The sequence below is a fragment of the Flavobacterium sp. Leaf359 genome (assembly GCF_001423985.1).
In the GTDB taxonomy this organism is placed as follows: Bacteria; Bacteroidota; Bacteroidia; order Flavobacteriales; family Flavobacteriaceae; genus Flavobacterium; species Flavobacterium lindanitolerans.
The window spans coordinates 14713-35217 of the sequence record NZ_LMPW01000009.1; the positions used below are offsets into that span (position 1 = coordinate 14713).

General features: G+C 36.7%; 17 protein-coding genes and 1 other RNA gene. 10 read left to right on the forward strand and 8 right to left on the reverse strand.

Translation table 11 applies throughout. The annotated features are described in order from the left end of the window. Positions 1 to 83: 83 nt before the first annotated feature. Positions 84 to 809 carry a 3-deoxy-manno-octulosonate cytidylyltransferase gene (gene kdsB / locus ASG38_RS04190; protein ID WP_056067466.1) on the reverse strand — a complete coding sequence of 242 codons (726 nt, stop codon included), beginning with the start codon at positions 807 to 809 and terminating at the stop codon, positions 84 to 86. Positions 810 to 925: 116 nt separating this feature from the next. After that, positions 926 to 2350, reverse strand: coding sequence for an ATP-dependent RecD-like DNA helicase (locus ASG38_RS04195; protein ID WP_056067468.1), 1425 nt, complete (start codon positions 2348 to 2350; stop codon positions 926 to 928). Between the two features lie 106 nt (positions 2351 to 2456). Here ASG38_RS04195 and ASG38_RS04200 point away from each other — a divergent pair, with 106 nt between their 5' ends. Both ASG38_RS04200 and ASG38_RS04205 read left to right on the forward strand, forming a co-directional pair. Beyond that, a complete protein-coding gene (locus ASG38_RS04200) occupies positions 2457 to 3275 on the forward strand; it encodes a DUF3822 family protein (RefSeq protein WP_056067471.1) in 819 nt (272 codons plus the stop codon). After that, positions 3276 to 3872, forward strand: a complete 597-nt coding sequence (locus tag ASG38_RS04205; protein WP_056067473.1) for an RsmD family RNA methyltransferase — start codon at positions 3276 to 3278, stop codon at positions 3870 to 3872. A 51-nt stretch (positions 3873 to 3923) separates the two neighbouring features. On the opposite strand, the gene ASG38_RS04210 is transcribed toward ASG38_RS04205, so the two are convergent. Both ASG38_RS04210 and ASG38_RS04215 read right to left on the reverse strand, forming a co-directional pair. Further along, positions 3924 to 6014, reverse strand: coding sequence for an outer membrane beta-barrel family protein (locus tag ASG38_RS04210; RefSeq protein WP_056067475.1), 2091 nt, complete (start codon positions 6012 to 6014; stop codon positions 3924 to 3926). Then, entirely contained in the window at positions 6004 to 7017 is a 1014-nt protein-coding gene (locus ASG38_RS04215; protein WP_056067477.1) for a hypothetical protein, read from the reverse strand. The genes ASG38_RS04210 and ASG38_RS04215 overlap by 11 nt, the downstream gene beginning before the upstream one ends. A 142-nt stretch (positions 7018 to 7159) precedes the next feature. Here ASG38_RS04215 and ASG38_RS04220 point away from each other — a divergent pair, with 142 nt between their 5' ends. Further along, the gene (locus ASG38_RS04220; RefSeq protein WP_056067480.1) at positions 7160 to 8539 is read left to right on the forward strand and encodes a HAMP domain-containing sensor histidine kinase; all 1380 of its coding nucleotides are present in this window, start codon (positions 7160 to 7162) and stop codon (positions 8537 to 8539) included. Positions 8540 to 8563: 24 nt separating this feature from the next. Next, positions 8564 to 9247: a response regulator transcription factor gene (locus ASG38_RS04225; protein ID WP_056067503.1), complete on the forward strand. Its 684-nt coding sequence runs from the start codon at positions 8564 to 8566 to the stop codon at positions 9245 to 9247. Here the strand turns inward: ASG38_RS04225 and rnpB are convergent. Further along, an RNA gene (gene rnpB / locus ASG38_RS04285) (RNase P RNA component class A) lies at positions 9245 to 9559 on the reverse strand. The two genes, ASG38_RS04225 and rnpB, sit on opposite strands and share 3 nt — an antisense overlap. Positions 9560 to 9706: 147 nt before the next feature. Here rnpB and ASG38_RS04230 point away from each other — a divergent pair. The 5 genes from ASG38_RS04230 to ASG38_RS04255 all read left to right on the forward strand — a co-directional run bounded on the left by ASG38_RS04230 (position 9707) and on the right by ASG38_RS04255 (position 13533). Continuing rightward, complete coding sequence (locus ASG38_RS04230) at positions 9707 to 10015, forward strand: hypothetical protein (protein ID WP_056067482.1); 309 nt, start codon at positions 9707 to 9709, stop codon at positions 10013 to 10015. A gap of 3 nt (positions 10016 to 10018) precedes the next feature. Then, entirely contained in the window at positions 10019 to 11098 is a 1080-nt protein-coding gene (locus ASG38_RS04235) for a DNA topoisomerase IB (RefSeq protein ID WP_056067483.1), read from the forward strand. 13 nt (positions 11099 to 11111) lie between these two features. Continuing rightward, complete coding sequence (locus ASG38_RS04240) at positions 11112 to 11720, forward strand: hypothetical protein (RefSeq protein ID WP_056067485.1); 609 nt, start codon at positions 11112 to 11114, stop codon at positions 11718 to 11720. A gap of 86 nt (positions 11721 to 11806) precedes the next feature. Next, positions 11807 to 12892: a DNA polymerase III subunit gamma/tau gene (dnaX, locus tag ASG38_RS04245; RefSeq protein WP_056067487.1), complete on the forward strand. Its 1086-nt coding sequence runs from the start codon at positions 11807 to 11809 to the stop codon at positions 12890 to 12892. A gap of 230 nt (positions 12893 to 13122) precedes the next feature. Continuing rightward, on the forward strand, positions 13123 to 13533 hold the full coding sequence (locus ASG38_RS04255) for a hypothetical protein (protein WP_056067491.1): 411 nt from the start codon (positions 13123 to 13125) through the stop codon (positions 13531 to 13533). A gap of 74 nt (positions 13534 to 13607) precedes the next feature. Here ASG38_RS04255 and ASG38_RS04260 read toward each other — a convergent pair whose 3' ends face one another. The 3 genes from ASG38_RS04260 to ASG38_RS04270 form a co-directional block, all read right to left on the reverse strand. Then, on the reverse strand, positions 13608 to 14498 hold the full coding sequence (locus ASG38_RS04260; RefSeq protein WP_056067493.1) for a Ppx/GppA phosphatase family protein: 891 nt from the start codon (positions 14496 to 14498) through the stop codon (positions 13608 to 13610). Between the two features lie 70 nt (positions 14499 to 14568). Continuing rightward, positions 14569 to 16707 carry a polyphosphate kinase 1 gene (gene ppk1 / locus ASG38_RS04265; RefSeq protein ID WP_056067495.1) on the reverse strand — a complete coding sequence of 713 codons (2139 nt, stop codon included), beginning with the start codon at positions 16705 to 16707 and terminating at the stop codon, positions 14569 to 14571. Then, positions 16691 to 17194: a histidine phosphatase family protein gene (locus ASG38_RS04270; protein WP_056067496.1), complete on the reverse strand. Its 504-nt coding sequence runs from the start codon at positions 17192 to 17194 to the stop codon at positions 16691 to 16693. The genes ppk1 and ASG38_RS04270 overlap by 17 nt, the downstream gene beginning before the upstream one ends. Positions 17195 to 17751: 557 nt before the next feature. Between ASG38_RS04270 and ASG38_RS04275 the strand changes: the two genes are divergently transcribed. Further along, on the forward strand, positions 17752 to 20505 hold a 2754-nt coding region (locus ASG38_RS04275), incomplete at its 3' end, for a choice-of-anchor L domain-containing protein (protein WP_157486032.1).

Genomic DNA, 20505 nt, shown 5'->3' on the forward strand with positions numbered 1-20505 from the left:
GATTACGCAGATTATACAGATTTTCTTCTCTTGACTACTTCTAAAATCTGCAATCTAAAATCTGCAATCTAAAATCATAAATCTTAAACCAACTTCCTCGCCTTCTCCAAATCCTCAACCGTATCAATACCAATTCCTACATGAGTGGTTTCTACCATTTTTATTTTCTTGCCATATTCAAGATATCGCAGCTGTTCCAATTTTTCAGAAGCCTCCAGAGATTTCATCGGCAGGCTGTAAAAATCCATTAAGGCCGGTTTTCTAAACGCATAAATACCAATATGCTGGAAATAACGCACGCCTGCATTTTCATCTCTCGGGTATGGGATAACCGAACGTGAGAAGTATAAAGCCAGGCCGCTTTGGTCTACGATTACCTTTACATTGTTTGGATTTGCAATTTCTTCCTTGTCTTTTATTTCGCGCATCAGAGACGCCAGGTCAATCTGGCGGGCTTCATCATTTCTGAATACTTCTAAAAGTTTTTCAAGCGGTTCTTTATTAATAAAAGGTTCGTCGCCCTGTACGTTTACAACAATATCAACATCCAGGTCTTCAACAGCCTCAGCTATCCTATCACTTCCGGATTCATGTTCCTTTTTACTCATGATAGCCTTGCCTCCATTGGAAACAATTTCGTCAAAAATGAGTTGAGAATCGGTAGCAACAAAAACATCATCAAAAAGCTGTGTTGAAACGGCCGCTTCATAGGTTCTGGAAATTACTGTTTTCCCACCCAAATCCTGCATCAGTTTGGCATGAAATCGGGTTGATGCGTAACGCGCCGGAATAACTGCTATTATTTTCATTTTAAATATTTTTGATTTATGATCTAAGATTTAAGATTTTGGATTTTTGATTTTTGATTTCTGACTATCCACTAACCACCATCCACTACTAACTATAGCCTATCAACTAAAAACTATTAACTATCAATAAAGTTTTCATCTTTAAAGCCAATCAAATACAATTTGTCTTTAGCTCTTGTAATGGCTGTATATAACCAGCGGATGTAATCTCTGTCGATTCCGTTGGGCAAATAAGGCTGTTCGACAAATACGGTATTCCATTGTCCGCCCTGTGATTTATGGCAGGTCATGGCGTATGAAAACTTTACCTGCAAGGCGTTAAAATACCTGTTTTCTTTTACTTTTTGGAATTTCCTGTAGGCTGTCCTTTCCTCTTCATAATCCAGCATTATTTCCTGATACAGTCGGTTTGATTCTTCATAGGTCAATGATGCCGATTCGCTTGTCAATGTATCTAAAATCAAGACCGTTTCAAATGGTATCTGATTCGGATAATCCACCATTCTTATTTTTACGGTAGCAAACTTAAAGCCGTACAATTCCTGCATCTTATAGATTTCCATAACTTCGACAATATCGCCATTGGCTATAAAATCGGTTTCGGTAGAATCCTTGAGCCAAAAATAATTATTTTTTACCACCATAAGAAAATCGCCCGTAGAAAGTTCGCTCTCCTTATCCAGGATTCTAGTCCGGATTTGCTGGTTATAGGCATTGGCCCTTTTGTTGGAACGCACAATAAATGCGGTATCTTCCAATCCGTAATTGCTATAGGCTGTGTGGATGGCATCCTGAATGTCATAACCGTCTGTTAGTCTGACAATATCTTTAAAATGCGTTACATCAAACTTGAAATCTTCAAAAAAGTCTTCCTCCAATTGTTCCCTCAGTTCAGTTGCATTGAACAATATTCCCGAATTTTCTTCCTGTCGCATTACTTCATCAAATTCGATGTGGGAAACTTCCATATCATAATTTCTATGTAGCAGATTAATATCCAGAGCCGGCGATATGTCAAGATTTACCGGCGGTAACTGTGCCGTATCACCCAAAAGAATCATTTTACAGTTAACTCCGGAATACACATAATATAGGAGGTCGTCTAACAGTGAACCATTTTCATACATACTGGTTTCATTACCCGAATCTGAAATCATAGACGATTCGTCAACGATAAAAATCGTATTTTTATGTTTGTTCTGCTGAGTAGTAAAGGTCACTCCTCCACTTTTTGTTTTAGGATAATAGATTTTTTTGTGGATGGTATAGGCCGGCTTTTGCGAATAATTGGCAATGACTTTTGCCGCACGACCGGTGGGTGCCAAAAGCACATATTTTTTATTGATTTCTGTAAGGTTGTTTACCAAAGTCGAAATTACGGTTGTCTTTCCTGTTCCGGCATAACCTTTTAGCACAAAAATTTCATCCTGTTTGTCATTGGTCAGAAATTCAGCAATTTTCTGGAAGAAGATATCCTGTTTGACAGTAGGCTGGTACGGAAACTTCGACTTCAGGGTTTTGTAGAAAAATACAGCATTCATGGTTTATTATTTGCTGTAAAGTTATAGATTTAGTATAAGTTTTGCCCTATAAATATGAGGAGTATGCCACAAAAAATTGTAAGTTTGCGAACACCAGAAAAAATCAATGTCGGCTAACACAAACATAACAGAAAAAAAATACAGGAAACTTTCCATTCAGGTATCTTTGAATGGATTCCGATTTTGCTGTTTTGATACTTTGAATCAAACCGTTCTGTTTGTCAAGGAAGTCGATTTTAATGATTTTGAAAAATCTATTAAGGTAGAAGACCATTACTGGCAGGCTTTTGTAAACCATAAAGAACTTACGGCAACCTATGACGAAGTAGTTGTTCTCCACGAAAACAATCTTTCTTCTTTTGTGCCAAAAGCGATGTTTGATGAAAACTATTTAGGAAGTTATCTGCAATACAGTACCAAAGTTTTTGAATCTGATTTTTTTGCCTTTGACGTTCTTGAACCTTTTGATATGGTCAATACTTACATTCCGTATGTTAATTTCAATAATTATCTGCTGGACCAGTTTGACAGTTTTGATTACCTGCACGTAAACAGTATTTTAGTGCAGAAACTTCTTGAGAACTCAAAGAATGTTTCAGAAACACAGCTATTCGTTCATGTAGGGAAAGAGCATTTCGAGATTGTCGTGATAGAAAACCAAAAGCTTTTGTTGTTTAATTCGTTTGAATACCAGACCAAAGAGGATTTTATCTACTATATCCTTTTTACAGCAGAACAGCTAAAATTGAACCCTGAAACTTTTAAACTGCAATTGCTGGGCGAAATTTCAGAAGAGAGCGACCTGTTTAAGATTGCTTATCGTTATATCAGGAACATTTCATTGATGAATGTATTCCATACGCAAAAGCACAATGATTTTTCAACACTGGAAAACTTAAAATATTTTATCTTATTCAACTCATAAATGAGAATTATATCCGGGAAATATAAAGGAAGGCGTATTTCGCCTCCAAAAGGCCTGCCGGTCCGTCCAACGACAGACATGAGCAAGGAAGCCCTGTTCAACGTATTGAACAATTATTTCAATTTCAACGGATTGAAAGTTTTAGACTTATTTGCCGGAACCGGTAACATTAGCTATGAGTTTGCTTCCCGTGGCTGTGAAACGATTACAAGTGTTGATGGTGATTTTGGCTGTGTAAAATTTATCAAACAGACAGCGGATGAATTTGGCTTTGGGATATCAGGAATCAAAAGCGATGTGTTTAAGTTTGTTGAAAAGAGTAAAGCGGCTTATGATATTATTTTTGCCGACCCGCCTTATGACCTTGATCAGGCAACATTTGAAAAACTAGTCGAACTTATCTTTGCCAATGAACTTCTCGAAGAAGACGGCATGATGATTATTGAACACTCAAAATATACAAAGCTGGACCACATGATTAATTTTTCGTTCAAGAAAAGCTATGGCGGTTCTGTTTTTTCATTCTTTGAAATCAACAGCGGTGAAGATGAAGAATTAAGAAATGAAGCCGAAATTACAGAAGATGACGAAGGATAATCCGCAGACATAACCGTTTGTGATTTTTGATTGATGAATAACGCTGCGGAATTATTTTATCCTTCCTGAATTTTCGTTTACTTCTTTTTCTTTATAAATAGAGTCTTTTATTTTTCCTAAAGTATATCGGATTGCTATTGAAAATTCGCAATTATCTACAAAAAAGATGGCGTTGGAACGTACTTTACTGACTTCAAAATTTTCTGTAAACGTTCTGTTTCTAAATACATTGTTGTAATTGACCGTACAGGAAAGGTTTTTAAAAAAAGTCTTTGAAGCTGCAAAATCCAATTGAAAATAAGAGTTTCTTTGAAAAACTCCTTCATTTCTGCTCGTGAGTCCCCAGCCCGTTAAGGAAAACTGCAATTCATTTTTTAATTTAAAAACATGATTGGAATAATAATAAACATACGGTTTAGTATCACCAATTACTGCAGAAGAATCTTCAATCTTATTTAAAATAAAACTGACAATGTTAGTCGAAGACCAGAAATTGCTGCTAAAAGGCAACATAAATTCCAGATTATATCCTGTTTCTTTTTCAAAATTTTGCGGTCTGTAAATCAATAAGTTTTGTGGTTCATTATATAAAAAACCATAGTTTATTACGTTGCTGTTTTCGTAGTAGCTCAACTTTACAGATTTGTCCCTATACTGCAAATTAGCCGCTATTTCACTCGTAATAGATGGATTTAAATTGATATTGGTAGCGAAGGCAAAATACGGATTGATATAAGTAAGACCTTGACTTGTAGACGAATAATCCGGTCTGGAAATACTTCTTCCATAATTCAGGTTCAGCGTTTTTGTACTGTCAACAGGTATACTTAGCTGCGCTTTTGGAAATAAAGTAGTATAGTTCTTATCAACAGAAACCGGCTCTCCCTCATAACGTCCGAAGATTTTTGTGTTTTCTGCCCTGACACCTGCCATCCAGGAAATCTTCATAAGTGTTCCTGATAATTGAGCATAGGCCGCCGTATTTTTTTCTTTGAGTTGGTACTTTGAATTGGAAGCCAAATCCTGCTCAAAATTTTTAATATCTAAATCTGTATGGGCAATAGCTGAAGAATATTGGGCTCCTGTCTCCCACTTTATTTCATTTTTAAATTTCTTTTCAAAATCAATCCTTCCTGAAAAGACATTTACATTGAAACCATCCTGGGTCTGTTGGAAAGGCTCGTAGCTTGTTTCATTGTAATTGTTCAAAGCACTTGTAAACGATTCCGAATTGTAGTTAGAATACTGCAATCCTGCAAAAAGAGACGCTTCCCAACTGGTTATTTTTTTATTATAATTTAAAAATGAATTGATAAAATTTTCATGTTCTTTACTTTTTCCTAAAGTCCTTATATGATTTTGTTCTTCTCCAATTTTGCTGTTTGTTTTGGTAGAAAAGTCGAAATCATCATTTTTGGAGGTTCCGTTTGCGGTAAATGAAAAATCTTCTTCTTCATTAATCTTATGATAGACACCCACGCCATAGACGTATTTATCTCTGTTCGTATAGCCTGCAACCCGGTAATCAGATTGGATATTGTTTGCCGGAATCTTATAGTCACTTCCGTTGCTTTCCCAAGGATTTAACCTGTTGTAATTGAAGTTTGCCTTAAATTCTGTTTTACTTAATTTAAAGCTTGAATTCAGTCCGAGATAATTATTGAATTTCTTTTTAAAAGCAGCAGTTTCTAAAAAAGTCAGTTGATAGCCTTCTTTTTTGTTTCTTTTTCTGGTAATCAATATGACAGACCGGCCTTCAGCTTCATATTTTGACGACGGATTATCAATGATTTCTATTGTTTTGATGTCCTCAACCGATAGCGCATTCAGGTCGTTCATTTCAACTTTCTGATTGTCTATATACACCAATGGCGTTCCTTTTCCTATAACCGTAATTTTTTCCCTATCCGGGCTTATTTGGATTTTGGGAAGCCTCGACAAAAGGTCTAAAGTATTGGAAACGGTTTTGTGAATTGAATTTGCGATATCAATCTTAACATTTCCGTTTTTATAAATAAATGTTTTCGTGTTTCCTTCTATGACAACTTCTTCCATTTGATTCAAGGTGTCGTTTTCTGTTTTCTGGGCAAAAGAAGGATAACTTGCCAATAGTACGGTCAGTACTACTAACCTAATTTTCATTATCAGAATTGTTTAGCCAGTTTAACCAATCTGCAGCGATTTTATCCCAATTATATACTTCATAATTAACAGTACCATCCTCATTGACAGGGAAATAATTATGCTCCAGATTCAGATAGCTTTTAAAAATACAATTGTCTTTTTTTTCGCGGATGGCTTCAATCTGAAACAAGTCATTGAACGGACCTGACCAATCTTTAGTTCCATAAGAAACCAGTACCGGAATCTTTAAGCCCATCAGGTTATCTTTTTGAGGTAATGAAAAACTGTAGGTCGTTTTATAGGTATCGCCATTCGTCAGACTTGTATCGTTAGAATGTGCAACGACCTTTTTCCAATGTTCTATCGTATTTTTTCCTTCATCTGTGAAATCCGTGTCAAAGCTTCTGCTCTGTGCCAAAATATTCATTATTCTTCCATAAGGATTGCCTCCTGAATAAATCAGGTGGGTGATTTTTTTATTGATAGAGGCCATTTTTGCAGCAATGGAACTGCCTTCGGAATGTCCGGCTACTACCAGTTTTTTATTCTTTACCCAACGTTCTTTAGCCAGCTGCTTTACTATGAAGTTATTTCGAAACACATAATAATCCAGATAATTTCTTTCGGTATATCCTTTGGGCGGGATTTCCTTTTCTATGTCTTTCAAATACATATAGTCTTTCCCTAATTTATTGACATCAGAAATAATTGGTATGAATGGTTTTCCGACAATAACAATATGATAGGTTTCGAGAAAGGAATTCTCATCAAATGGTAGTGTACCGTAAAGCCCTTTTTCATCATATTTTACAACAGGTTGCGGCAGACTTCCCTGGCAAAAGAAGAAAATAGGTTTGGCTAACTTTTCTTCGCCTTTTTTAGAGATAACAATAATATCAACCGGGTCGTCCTGATATTTCATGGCAATATGTCTGTAGCCGAAATCTTCCGGGATTTTCTGTGAATAGGAATAGATTTTTGAAAACAGCAGCATAATTATAAATACTCGTTTGGTTTGCATTTTGCGATTTGAAATTGTTCGTATATCGTATGTAGCAAAATTGGCTTAAAAACAGACTGCGAGAGTTAATGCTAGGTTAATGCTGGGTTAATGTCTTTTTTTCAGAATAAATCACTTATTTTTGGTTCTGCAATCTGTTAGTATGAAAAAGAAAATCAACCTATTAATAGGATTCTCGGCTCTGGTTCTGGTCGTGCTTTCGGCCATACAATACTATCTGGTCAAAACTACCTATGAGTATAAAGTCGAGCAGTTCCGTTCTGAAATCAAGGCAAAAATTGCAAAAATCACCAACGATTATAGTGATATCGATTCAACCATATTCAGCAAAAAAGACTTGTTGTATAAACAATTAGCAGAAAATTATTTGCGGGATAAAAGCACACGTTTCCATATTAAAAATGCCCTGCTGCAAAATGAATTCAAAAGTGAACTTACCCGAAAACTGCAGGAAGAATTTGAAAATGAAATACCAAACCTGACTATAGATTTTGCTATAGTTTTAGACAAATTCGTGATTTATGATGCTACAAAAGAGGCCGACACTATATTCGCAGAAAAGCCTTTCATTGAAAATAAATTATACGGTGACCTGGCTTCTCTGGACGATGCTTTCCTGATTCGGAATTATGTGGGAACTACCAGCGGTTCATTCAAAAAACAGGAACTCAATTCCGATTATAAACTTCTGACGGAAGACACCTTATATGTATCCATTAAAAACTGGGAATATATCGTACTTAAACGAATGGCACTCATTCTTATTTTTGCTGTTTTCTCCATACTCACACTAATCACCCTTTTCGTAATCGCATTAAAAGCCCTGATTAAGCAAAAGAAAATCAGTGACATCAAGACTGACTTTATCAATAATATTACCCATGAGCTCAAAACACCGCTAACCACACTTTCTGTTTCTACAAAAATTCTGGAACGTAAAGAAATACGCGATAATGAAGAAACCTATAACACGGTGTTGGGAACCATTATTCGCCAGAATAATCGTCTGCAAAATCTAATTGACCAGGTGATGACCAATTCCTTAGGCTATGAAGAAATTGAACTGCACAAAGAAAAAGTGCTGATGCCTGACTTTTTAAATTCAATTATCAACGATTTCCAGATTGCCTATCCCGATATTTTGATTGAAAAAATGCTCGATTCCAAAAAAATAAGTATTAACCTCGATAAGTTCCACCTGACCACCGCTATCACCAATGTTTTAGAAAATGCCGTAAAATATGGCTGTACAAACATTAAGGTAACATCTTCGTTGCAGGAAGGTCAGTTTGCCATCAGCATTTCAGATGACGGAATTGGTATTTCGAAAAACAAGCATTCCCTCCTGTTTGATAAATTTTACCGTGTAGAACAGGGCGACCTGCATGATGCCAAAGGATTGGGGTTAGGACTTTATTATGTAGACCAGATTATAAAAGCACATCAGGGAAGCATACATGTTATTAGCGACCTTGGCAAAGGAGCTACTTTTGACCTTAGACTTCAGGTTTCCAACGGATAATTTATTTAAGCAGTGGCGATTACTATCAAAAAAGTACTTTTAGCAGAAGATGATTTTGATTTTGCAATGATTCTCAAGCAATATCTTGACCTTCATAATTTTCAGGTTTTTTGGGCCAAAGATGGCGAAGAAGCGTTGAACCTTTTCCAAAACGAAGAATTCAGTATCTGCATTTTTGATGTCATGATGCCTAAAATTGACGGATTCACACTGGCAGAAAAAATCATTAAGATTAATCCGGAAGTTCCTTTTGTTTTTCTCACAGCCCGAAAATTAAAAGACGATAAAATCAAAGGACTCAAATTAGGAGCCGACGATTATATTGCCAAACCTTTTGAAGCAGACGAGCTGGTTCTCCGTTTAAATAATATAGTAAGAAGAAGTGAAAAGACATCTCTGCCTGTTTCAGAAGAAATCCGAATTGGTGATTATGTTTTTAATCCGCAGCGTCTGGAATTGAAAATTGGAGAAACTATTCAAAGAGTTACTGAAAAAGAAGGTTCTTTAATTTTTTTCCTTTACAAAAATAAAAACCAACTATTGAAACGGGAAGAAATTCTAAAAGCTGTTTGGGGAAATGATGATTTTTTTTCAGGTCGAAGTATGGATGTTTTTATCAGCCGTTTGAGAAAATACTTTGGAAATGACCCAAAAATCTCTATTGAAAGTATCCGTAATATCGGATTGGAGTTCAAGCTCAAACAATAAAAAAGCAGACCTGTAAGCCGGGTTCTGTATTTCTTAAAAAGAAACCCTTATCATTTATCTAGATTCCGAATTACTCCGGAACTCAATCTACCTACCCTTCGGCAACGGACGAGCAGCCCTTAAAAGCCGATATACTTGGTATTTCACCACATAGAGTTTACCTGGTTTCACTACAGCATTACCTGTACATACTTTCTGTTGCACTTGTCCTCCCGGAATTGCTTCCGGTGACGGGCGTTACCCGCTATGTTGCTCTATGGTGCCCGGACTTTCCTCCCTCTTTTTCAAGACGGCGATAAGGCGGTCTGCGACTGCAAAACTAATGCAATTAATCGAGATTTCCATTAATCTGTAATCTTACCTTATAATCTTATAAACTCAATTAACATTCCATTAGCAGCTTCAGGGAAATTTATATTGTAAATTAGAAATACTAAAAACCAATTAAAAATATAAGTCATGGACCATCAAATGTATCATTATGCCACCGTATCCAAAGCTTTGGAAGAGTTGGCAGAAAAAGGATTCACAGTAGATTTTAATCTTGAAGCAGACCGTATTAAAGATTGTGGGGATTGCTTTGAAATTGTCCACATATACCGTTATGAAGGAGCTACCGACCCTGGAGACGAAGCAACCGTATACGGAATCAAATCGGACAAAGGTGAAAAAGGAGTCTATGTTTCCGGAGACCTGTCTTTTTCAGAAGACGAAGCAGCCCAAACTTTACATGAACTCGTAATTAAAGGCAGACAGCCTTCTGAATAAAGCATGAACCGATTAGAGGCAAAACTTCAAAAAATTGGCAGTAATCCAAAAGTAACGGCCCAGTCTGTAGGATTGAGATATGCTCCTCAAATGCATAAAGGCTATTACAGAATAAAAGGCAAAGACAATGCTTTTGTCTACAAGGATGAAAACAATACGATAATTAAAGATAAGTCTATAATCGAAAGGATAAAAAAGCTGGTCATACCACCGGCTTGGGAGAATGTTTGGATTTCTCCTTATGAAAATGGGCATTTGCAAGTCACCGGAATTGATGCCAGAGGAAGAAAACAATACCGTTATCATCCTAATTGGAATAAAATCCGGAATCAATCTAAGTTTTACAGATTGAGACGGTTTGCAAATGCCCTTCCAATGATACGGAAACAAATCGAAAAAGATTTGAACCGTAAAGGGCTTCCTTATGAAAAAGTAGTCGCGTTGGTTGTTAAACTAATCGAACTGACCCATATTCGTGTTGGAAATGATGCCTATAAAAAATTATATGGCTCTTTTGGATTAACAACATTGCGGGACAAACATGTGAAATTTTCTAATTCATCCGTCTATTTTGAGTTTAAAGGCAAAAAAGGGGTATCGCATAAAATAAGCTTGCAAAGTCGTAAGTTGGCCAATCTGGTCAAAAAATGCAAAGAAATTCCGGGACAGGAACTTTTCCAGTATTATGATGATGAAGGAAAACACCACTCCATTGGCTCGGCAGACATTAATAATTATCTCAAAGAAATTACACACGAAGATTTTACGGCAAAAGATTTCAGAGTATGGGCAGGAAGCGTACACGCACTGTTTACTTTTCAGGAAATAGGCCAGTTTATTACGGTTACAGAATGCAAAAGAAATATCGTTTCGGTTATTGATGATGTGGCCAAAAAGTTGGGAAATACCAGAGCTGTCTGTAAAAAGTACTATGTGCATCCTACCGTCATCGCCTCTTATGAAAAAGGCTCTATCTGGAATTATAAGGTAAAAGCTAATATTAAAAACAATAAACTGAACCCCGAAGAAGAAGCATTGGTCAGGCTCTTGAAAAAAGAAACTATTGCTGAAGTTTTAGGATAAATTAAAAATTGTCATGAAAAAAACAATCTGGCTTTTTGTGGGAATCGGTTTTATTTCCTGTTCCGACAAAAAAGCAAAAACTATTGAAACCACTCCTGTTTCAGATACGATTGCTGAAACTATTTTGGTTAAAACTACTGATAAAAAACAGCTTATCGTTCCGGGAAAAAGCATAGGACTTACCCATTTGGGACAAAATGCAGAAACACTCGCTGCTTTAGGACGACCTGATTTTTCTGATGCAGCTATGGGAAAAGCCTGGAGTACCTGGTATTCCAAAGACGATAAGAAAAACGAGTTGAATATTTATACAACTTATAAAAATTCTGAAATGACCGAAAAAGTAATCCGGCTTATCCGTATTACTTCTCCGGAATTTAAAACAGAAGATGGAATTTCAACGGGAAGTTCTATAAACACAATCCGAAACAGTTATCCAAAATTAGTATTATGTGGAAAATACAAAGATGCAGAAGGCACCGTTGAAATATATGATGCTGTAGATTTGGGAATTGCATTTGAAATCAGAAAAGAAAACTGTATCAGTATTATCATCCATGAAACCGGCAAAAAAGTAACTGACGAATACATTACTTTCCATCCCGATATGGAACGCTTTTAAGTATAGAAAAACTAATTTTAAAACTTTTCAACAGTATTTTTTAATCTTTAAATTTAGACCTATATTTGTCGTCCAGTCAAATTTCTATGGAACATTTCGTTGTATCAGCCCGCAAATACCGTCCGCAAACATTTAAAGATGTTGTGGGTCAGCAGGCTATTACAAATACCTTGTTGAATGCTATAGAAAACAACCACCTTGCACAGGCTTTGCTTTTTACCGGACCACGTGGTGTTGGTAAGACAACTTGTGCCAGAATCCTGGCCCGTAAAATAAACCAGGAAGGTTATGATGACCCTACTGAAGATTTTGCTTTCAACGTTTTTGAGCTGGATGCCGCATCCAATAACTCTGTTGACGATATCCGAAATCTGATTGACCAGGTACGTATCCCACCACAAACAGGCCAATACAAAGTTTATATCATTGACGAGGTGCACATGCTTTCGCAGGCTGCTTTCAATGCGTTTTTAAAAACCCTGGAAGAACCGCCAAAACATGCCATTTTTATATTGGCAACTACAGAAAAGCATAAAATAATTCCAACGATATTATCACGTTGCCAGATATTCGATTTCAAAAGAATTACGGTAAAAGACGCCAAAAACCATCTGGCAGATGTAGCCAATAGCGAAGGAATTACTTTTGAAGATGATGCTTTGCACATTATTGCCCAAAAAGCCGATGGTGCAATGCGTGATGCCTTGTCTATTTTTGACAGGGTTGTCAGTTTTTCAGGAAATAACCTTACCCGATTGGCGGTAACCGAAAACCTGAATGTACTCGATTATGAGACTTATATCAACATGACCGACCTGATTTTGGAAAACAAAATCCCGGAACTGCTGATTGCTTATAATGAAATTCTATCCAAAGGTTTTGACGGACATCATTTTATTGCCGGACTTGCTTCCCATTTCAGGGATTTGCTGGTTTCAAAAACGCCTAGTACTTTGACTTTACTAGAAGCCGGAGAACAAGCACAGAAAATGTATGGATTGCAAGCCCAAAAAGCTTCACAGGATTTTCTTTTAAAAGGGATTGATCTGGCAAATGACTGTGATTTGAAATTCAAATCCAGCCAAAACCAACGTCTTCTTGTTGAGCTTTGCTTAATGCAATTGGCCTCTATCACTTTTGATGGAGAAAAAAAAAAGTTGACGGATATATAATTCCTCCTAATCATTTCTACGGAAGAGTACTCGAAATCCCTGTAAAATCACCCGAAATTATCCAAGTCGCAACTCCGCCCGTTGTTGCTGAACCTGTACCTGCTATAGAAGAAAAAACGGAAAAAGAAATTGCTCCGGTAGCCAAGGTTGAAACATCTACTCCTATCGAGGATAAAAGTGTAACGAAAATTTCTGCCTTATCACTTTCCAGCATTAAAGCAAAACGAGAATTGGAAAAAGTAAACAGCACTATTGTAAGACATGAGGCTGAATTGCCTAAAGAACCTTTTACAGAAACCGACATGCTGTTGCAGTGGAACAAATATGCACAGCGTTTGGGGGATAAAGGATATAAAATTCTGGAAGCACTTTTATTAATCAATGACCCTAAATTAAAAGGAACTACCATTTATCATGAGCTTCCTAACGAAGGTTCAAAAATTGAATTTGAATCTGAAAAGCATGACCTTTTAGGGCATTTGCGTGGGAAACTCCATAATTACGATATCCAAATCGAGGTTGTTGTCAACGAAACCGTTGAGAATAAGTTTGCCTTTACACCTCAGGACAAATACAACAGGCTCAATGAAATTAATCCGAGCCTGGATATTTTGCGAAAAACGTTCGACCTGGATATTTAGGATTTTTGATTTAAGATTTTTGAATTTCGCTCTTAAATCCTAAATCTGATATCTTAAATCTAAAATCTTCCTTCTTAAATTTTATTATAATACATCGCCTTAACAATACCGTCTGAAAGTCCTATTTTTGGCACATAGATATTGCGGGCACCACTCCATTTCATTGCATTCAGATATACTTTGAGCGCGGGTATAATTACATCCGCACGGTCTGCATTGAGTCCCAATTCGGCAATTCTTTGCTCATAGGAAAGTCCGTTAAGAAAAGAAAACTGAGAATTCAGATACATATAAGACAAAGGCTTTTCCTGTAATTTTCCTGACATTTTAAAAACCTTATTAATATTTCCGCCGGAACCAATCATGTTGATGTGTTCGTAATCTTCCGTCACATGTTTAATCCATTTCTCAATTTCCTGCCATACGATGTCATTAACCATATTATTCAGCAAACGTACGGTTCCAATCTTAAATGATTTGGAGGCAACTATCTTGCCTTCTGTAAAAAGAGAAAATTCAGTACTACCTCCGCCAACATCTACATAAAGATAGGTTTGGTCGGTTTTCAGCAAATGGTGCAGGTCTGAAGAAGCAATTATAGCCGCTTCTTTCTTCCCGTCTATAATTTCAATTTTTACATCTGCTTTTTTCTTAATCAGGTCTACGACTTCCTTACCATTGTATGCCTCACGCATAGCAGAAGTTGCGCAGGCCATATATTTTTCTACTTTATGCACTTTCATCAAAAGTTTGAATGCCTTCATAGCATCCACCATTCTTTCGATATTTTCTTCCGTAATTTCTCCTACGGTAAAAGCATCCTGGCCCAGACGAATCGGGACACGCACCAGGGAACTTTTGCTAAATTGGGTTTCTTTTCCTTTTTGTTCAACAATATTGGCAATCAGCAGGCGCATCGCATTGGAACCAATGTCTATCGCCGCATATTTTCTTATCGTAATCATAAATTATTTATTCTATCATTTTAATAAAGCCGGAAACAATACCATTTCTGGCCGTTAACAGATGTACAAACTAATTAAGGTTTTCTGCAATTACTTCCAGTTTGTTTCTGTAATAATTATAGGTTTCTAACTGTGCCCTGAAGACAGGAGCATCTTTGCGAACCCTGTACAAATTGTCTAATTTTTCAGAATGCAGCCTTGCTTTTACATTTCCTTTCCAACCTATATTGAAGGTGTCTATCAATTCCTGTTTTATGCTCTCATCATAAATCGGACAGGTAACTTCAACCCTTTCATCAAGATTTCGGGTCATAAAATCTGCTGATGAGATGTACACTTCCGGATCGCCATCATTATTAAAAATATAAACACGGGAATGCTCCAAATAATTATCGACAATACTGATGGCTTCTATATTATCGCTCATTCCCGGAACACCCGGAATCAGGGAACAAATTCCTCTCACAATCAGCCTTATTTTTACTCCTGCCCTGCTTGCATCATACAGTTTATCAATCATACCATAATCTGAAAGGCTATTCATTTTCAAACTGATATGAGCTTCTTTTCCCTCTTGAGCATTGGCAATTTCCCTATCAATCAGTTTTTCAAAACGCGTTCTTGTGTAATGGGGTGAAACGATAAGGTGTTTATATCGGTGTACGCGGTAATTGATATCAAAGAAATCAAAAATCTTTGCGACATCTTTTAATATTTTAGAATGGCTCGTAAACAAGGTCACATCAGTATAAACCTTAGCTGTTGATTCGTTGAAGTTTCCGGTAGAAATTAATCCGTAGCGTTTTACCTTTCCTTCTTCAACACGTTCAATCACACATATCTTACTGTGAACTTTCAGCCCTTTTATTCCAAAAATCAATTCAATTCCTTCAGTCTGCATCTGTTCTGCATACGAAATGTTGCTGGCTTCATCAAAACGGGCCTGCAATTCGATTTGTACAGTTACTTTCTTGCCATTTTTTGCCGCATTAATCAAGGAACTGATAATCTGGGAATTTTTAGCCAGACGGTATAAAGTAATCTTTATCGAAATTACTTTTGGATCCAGTGCTGCTTCACGTAAAAATTTAATCAGGTAAGAAAACGATTGGTAAGGCGCATTGACCAGATAATCTTTTTTGGCAATCTTTTCAAGCATGCTCCCTTCCAGGCTTAATCCGTCAACCGGAAGAGGAACATTAGACTGGTATAAAAGATCTTGTCTCCCAAGATTAGGAAAATCCATATAATCCCGTCGGTTATGGTATCTTCCTCCAGGAATAATACTATCTGTCGAGTCGATACCCATTTTATTCAGGAAAAATTTCAGCGTATCTTTTTCTATAGACTGGTCATATACAAAACGTACCGGTTCCCCTATCCTGCGATCTTTTACACTGGTGGAAATTTTTTCCATCAAACTTTTGCTCTGATCACTATCAATATCCAGCTGCGCGTCTCTCGTTATTTTTATCATGTGTGCTGATATGCTCTCATAGTCAAAAATATTGAATATACTGCCCAGGTTATATCTTATAACATCATCCAACAATATGATATATTGCTTATCATTACTTGATGGCAATACAACAAATCGGTTTATGGTTTTTGGAATTTCAATAACGGCATAGCGTACGTCCTTTTTTGGTTTTTTGATTTTTAATACCGTATCCTTGACAACTATTTTGGTTGTTGATTTGGGTTTGGTCATAACCAATTTAACAGCCAGATATCCGGATGTATCCTTTAAAACAGGAAATTCGGCAAGATCATTCAAAATAATCGTTACCAGAGCCGGACTGACTTTCTGTATAAAAAAGTCTTTTATAAAATTTTCCTGTTCACGGGAAATTTCGTTCTCGTTGATGATAAAAATATTCTCGTTTTCGAGTTCACTTTCAATATTGCTCAGGATTCTTAAACTTTCCGATTGTTGCTGGATTACGATTTCTGTTATATCCTTGACCAATTGCTGCGAACTGATGCCTCCCAAAAGTTTTTCACCTGAAACACCTGCATGGCTCAATCTGCGAATAGCTGCAAATCGGACACGGAAAAATTCATCAAGATTATTGGAAAAAATTCCTAAAAATCGGAGTCTGTCTAATAGTGGTACATTTTTATCGGCGGCTTCTTGAAGAACTCTCGCATTAAAAGCAAGCCAGCTTTTTTCACGATCAATATAACGGTAATCAGTTGGTGGAATCATATTTTTTTAAATCTCTAGGAAAAATCACTTGTTGCGTTTTGCCCTTATCGATCGATTGCCAGTCATTGCTTTGAAAATTAATAGAAACAAATCCGGTTGTAGGAACATTATCGATAAAAACGTTCCCAAATTTATTAACAAAATTTGTTATAGCATCATTATGTCCGAAAAGAATAACGTTGTCATAATCATTATTACATGATTTTATAATTTTCTCCAGCTGACGGTCATCGAAAGTATACAGTTCGTCCTTAAAAATAATGCTTTCAATCGGACATGAAAGATTTTGGGCAAAAATAATAGCCGTTTCTGAAGCTCTTTTTGCTGTGCTGCTTAGTATAGTAAAAGTTTTAGGAAGGTGTTTTCCTATTTCCATCGAAACCAAATGGGCATCCTGCATTCCTCTACTGGCTAATGGACGATCTTTATCCAGAAGTGGGGCATTCCAGCTTGATTTCCCATGTCGTATTAATATCAAATTTTTCATAAATGATAATTTAAAAAACTAGTTAGACTTCAAAAAACACCACTATTTATAAGAACAAATTACAAAAAAAAGTTTACTTCACAGACATTTTAAGCACTTTTATCGAAAAAACTACCGATTTCGATTAGTTAAATATTTATTAACATAAATTCGCTATAGAAAAGTCAATTAATATAAACTTTAGACTACCATCAGTTGCAAATTTTAGATAGCAAAACTTAATACCACCTTTTGAAGTTTTCTATCAGTCAGGTTGCAAAATTTCCCTTTTAACAAATACTCTGTATCCAAAAATACTTGGACTGTCATTCTATGCTTTTATTTTAACGATAAATCAATAAAGAAACCAGAAAACTGACAATAATTAAAAAATTGAATTGAATAACCAGAGAATTATGTAAAAAAGATACTTTAACGACTATTTATGCTATTCACGGATAAAATTATTTATCTAAAAAACTAGATGTTAGTTTTATCCCGAAAAGTAATTCGAATGTTCTTATTTCTATCAAAATAAGATCTATGCTTTTTAAAAACTTTACCCAAAAAATACGTACATGAAAAATTTTACGCTGCGTGAGGAAATAAAAGTTCCACAAGCTTTTATCACCGAAAAGAAAAATGGCTGCCTAAATAAACAAGTCCGATTTAATAACAAAATAGTTCTTAGTAGATTATTTCTCCTAGGCTTGTTAATTTTAGTTGCGATACCTTCGTTTGCACAGCAAAAAGAACTTCCAGCATCTAGCAGGGCTACGAAGCCTAATATTCCCTATGCTCCTAAGATAAAAGAGAATAAGGGCGGACTGGAATATCAAACCATGGCTGTTGCCGGATCAATTTCGGTAGCAGAAAATGCTACATACAATGCTTATACACCAGAACAATTGGTGAAAAACCTTTTTGTTACGGGTTGCTTATCGGCAAGCAATGTTAGATTTGGTTATTATTCAAGAAATAACAATACTTACACGTGGCAAAACCATACATGGTCATCTACACCTGGAAATCGCCAATTAGCTTATTTCAATAAAGCAACTTCTACTTTTCCTATTGAAGAAGGATTATTGCTTACGACCGGAAAAGCTTCATCTGCGATGGGGCCAAACAATACGGGAGGAAGCACGGACGAAATGGTAAGTGCTGCCAACGATCCTGATTTGGCAAGCATTACAGGGAGAAGAATTTACGATGCTGCAACTTTGGAATTTGATTTCGTACCCGCAGGTAATACTTTAGAATTTAAATATGTATTTTCTTCAGAAGAATATTTGGAATATTGTGAAACCGGATATAATGATGCCTTTGGATTTTTCTTAAGCGGTCCTGGAATTTCAGGTCCTTACAGAAATAATGCTATCAATTTGGCATTACTTCCTAGTAGTACAACTCCAATCTCTATCAATACAATCCACGCGGCAGGAACAAACGTTGATGGTGTTAATTTCCCTGCAGTAAACGGACAATATTATCAAAATAATGCAGCTGGATCAACTACTACACAATTTGATGGAAATACCGTTATCTTAACTGCTACCTATCCTGTTACACCTTGCTCCACCTACAGAATCAAATTGAGTATTGGTGATGCAAGTGACCAGCAATGGGATTCCGGAGTTTTCCTGGGAGCCCGAAGCTTCAACTCTGAAAATATTGTTCTTACGAACTATGGAAACATGATTGAAAACCAGAATAATATTTTTGAAGGATGTAATAATAAATTCAGAGTACAAAGAACTGGCAGTGATATTTCACAGCCATTAGTTGTGAATCTGCTTTTGTCAGGAACTTTTACCAATGGAGTCGACATTCAGACAACTGGCGGACAGCCATTTCCAACACAGGTAACAATTCCGGCTAACCAAACTTATATCGACATACCTTATACTACAGTAGCTGATGCTATTTCAGACAATAGTGAAACTTTTATTGTAAGGACAATAACAAGCTGTCCTTGTTCCAGTGACGTAGTATATGTAACGCAAACGATGACCATCTACGAAACGGCTGTTCTTAATTCTATCAATGCTACTAATGCACAGTGTAACGGACAAAACAATGGAACATTGACCGTAAACGTTTCAGGTGGTTCAGGAAGCTACTTATATTCTATTAATAATGGTGCAAATTGGCAAAGTATCAATACTTTTTCAAACCTGTCACCAGGAAATTATACTGTAGTTGTAAAAGACCCAGGAAGTTGTAAACCAAATCTTAGTGGTACTGCTACTATTGGAAACCCTACTCCTATTGTTGCAAATGCTGGACCTGATGTTACTATCTGTCCGGGAGGAAATACGCAACTAAGCGGTAGCGGTGGTGTTATTTACAGTTGGAGTCCGTCAACAGGATTAAATTTCAATAATATTGCGAATCCTATTGCTTCTCCAACAACAACTACTACCTACACACTGACAGTAACCAATGCTAACGGACAATGTACATCAACAGATCAGGTAGTTGTCAATGTTGATTCAGCGCCTGTAGCGCCAACTGCTGCAAGCGTAAACAATAATAATATCTGTTCAAATGCAGGTGGAAATATTGTTTTATCTGCTACAGGAGGATCGGGCACTACCTTAAAATGGTATACTTCAAGTTGTGGCGGAACAGCAATTGGAACAGGAAATAACCTTTCAGTTGCAGCTCCAACTCAAACAACTACCTATTATGTACGTTGGGAAAACAGTTGTGGAAATTCAGCATGTGCCCAGGTAACTGTGAATGTAAAACCTACTGTTACCTTGACTGGTCCGGCTAATGCCAGTATTCAGGGTTGTAACCAAAGTAGTATTACTCCTTTGACTTATAGCGAAACACCTGTTTCAATTACATTGGCACAATTCCAAAGTGCAGGAGGAACAACTTCAAATGCATCTCTGGTACATACAATAACTTATAAAGACACTAAAACAGGTAGTTGTCCTACTGTTGTCACCAGAGTATTTACAGTTGCAACAGACTGTACAACTGCAAATTTTACTCAGACAATCACAATAAACGACACCACTGCTCCAACATTTAACGGAACCCTTCCTACTGCCAGTATAACTGCAGCTTGTGGAAACATTCCAGCAGCAGCTACACTTACGGCAACCGATGCCTGTGGAACTGCAACAGTGACATTCGCCGAGACAAGAACTGACGGCGCTTGCCCTGGAAGCTATACCCTTACAAGAAAATGGACGGCTACCGACCTTTGCGGTAATACAGCCGTACACACTCAGACTGTAACTGTAACCGATACACAGGCTCCTGTATTCGCAGGAACATTGCCTGCGGCCAGTATCACTGCTTCATGCGGAAACATC